Genomic DNA, 2,163 nt, shown 5'->3' on the forward strand with positions numbered 1-2,163 from the left:
ATCTGGATGTTAAAAGTCGTTAGTAGTCGTTTGTGTTGTATGGTCAAGCGACTAAGCGTATACGGTGGATGCCTTGGCAGCTGGAGGCGATGAAGGACGTAGGAGCCTGCGATAAGCCCTGGGGAGTCGGCACACAGACTTTGATCCAGGGATTTCCGAATGGGGAAACCCACCTGTTTACAGGTATCGCATACTGAATACATAGGTATGCGAGGCGAACCCGGGGAACTGAAACATCTAAGTACCCGGAGGAAAAGAAATCAACCGAGATTCCCTGAGTAGCGGCGAGCGAAAGGGGATTAGCCCTTAAGCTCTTTATGTCTTAGTGGAAGGATCTGGAAAGTTCCGCGATACAGGGTGATAGCCCCGTACACGAAAAGGCACATTGAGTGAAATCGAGTAGGTCGGGACACGTGATATCTTGACTGAACATGGGGGGACCATCCTCCAAGGCTAAATACTCCCAGCTGACCGATAGTGAACCAGTACCGTGAGGGAAAGGCGAAAAGAACCCCGGAGAGGGGAGTGAAATAGAACCTGAAACCGTATACGTACAAGCAGTAGGAGCCCTTCGGGGTGACTGCGTACCTTTTGTATAATGGGTCAGCGACTTATTGTCTGTAGCAAGGTTAACCGCATAGGGGAGCCGTAGAGAAATCGAGTCTTAATAGGGCGTTCAGTTGCAGGCAATAGACCCGAAACCCGGCGATCTATCCATGGGCAGGTTGAAGATTGAGTAACATCAATTGGAGGACCGAACCCACTAATGTTGAAAAATTAGGGGATGACCTGTGGATCGGAGTGAAAGGCTAATCAAGCCGGGAGATAGCTGGTTCTCCTCGAAAGCTATTTAGGTAGCGCCTCGCGTCTCACCCTCGGGGGTAGAGCACTGTTTGGGCTAGGGGGTCATCCCGACTTACCAACCCCATGCAAACTCCGAATACCGAGGAGTGCAATCGCGGGAGACACACGGCGGGTGCTAACGTCCGTCGTGGAAAGGGAAACAACCCAGACCGCCAGCTAAGGTCCCAAATACCAGTTAAGTGGGAAACGATGTGGGAAGGCCCAGACAGCTAGGAGGTTGGCTTAGAAGCAGCCATCCTTTAAAGAAAGCGTAATAGCTCACTAGTCGAGTCGGCCCGCGCGGAAGATATACCGGGGCTCAAACTGGTAACCGAAGCTGCGGATGCACTATGTGCATGGTAGAGGAGCGTTGTGTAAGCCGTTGAAGGTGGATCGGGAGGTCTGCTGGAGGTATCACAAGTGCGAATGCTGACATGAGTAACGATAAGGGAGGTGAAAAACCTCCCCGCCGGAAGACCAAGGGTTCCTGTCCAACGCTAATCGGGACAGGGTTAGTCGGCCCCTAAGGCGAGGGCGAAAGCCGTAGTCGATGGGAAACAGGTTAACATTCCTGTACTTGCTATTGCTGCGATGGAGTGACGGAGAAGGCTAGGCCAGCACGGCGATTGGTTGTCCGTGTTTAAGGTTGTAGGCTGGGGACTTAGGCAAATCCGGGTCCCTAAGGCTGAGAGCTGACGACGAAGCCTACTTAGGTAGGTGAAGTGGTTGATGCCATGCTTCCAGGAAAAACTTCTAAGCTTCAGGCAATAGTGAACCGTACTCGAAACCGACACAGGTGGTCAGGTAGAGAATACCAAGGCGCTTGAGAGAACTCTGGTGAAGGAACTAGGCAAAATGGTACCGTAACTTCGGGAGAAGGTACGCCGGCTTTGGTGATGGGACTTGCTCCCTAAGCTGAGGTCGGTCGAAGTGACCAGGTGGCTGCGACTGTTTATTAAAAACATAGCACTCTGCAAACACGTAAGTGGACGTATAGGGTGTGACGCCTGCCCGGTGCCGGAAGGTTAATTGATGGGGTTAGCTTCGGCGAAGCCCTTGATCGAAGCCCCGGTAAACGGCGGCCGTAACTATAACGGTCCTAAGGTAGCGAAATTCCTTGTCGGGTAAGTTCCGACCTGCACGAATGGCGTAACGATGGCCACGCTGTCTCCACCAGAGACTCAGTGAAATTGAAATCGCTGTTAAGATGCAGTGTACCCGCGGCTAGACGGAAAGACCCCGTGAACCTTTACTACAGCTTTGCACTGAACTTTGAGCCTACTTGTGTAGGATAGGTGGGAGGCTTTGAAGCAGGAACGC

At 52.2% G+C, this 2,163-nt stretch carries 1 rRNA gene; it reads left to right on the plus strand.

The features are described 5' to 3' along the window. Positions 1-41: 41 nt before the first annotated feature. Positions 42-2,163 (plus strand): 23S ribosomal RNA (locus BLT26_RS16135); the annotation flags it as partial.

The organism is Microbulbifer yueqingensis (genome assembly GCF_900100355.1).
Classification (GTDB): Bacteria; Pseudomonadota; Gammaproteobacteria; order Pseudomonadales; family Cellvibrionaceae; genus Microbulbifer; species Microbulbifer yueqingensis.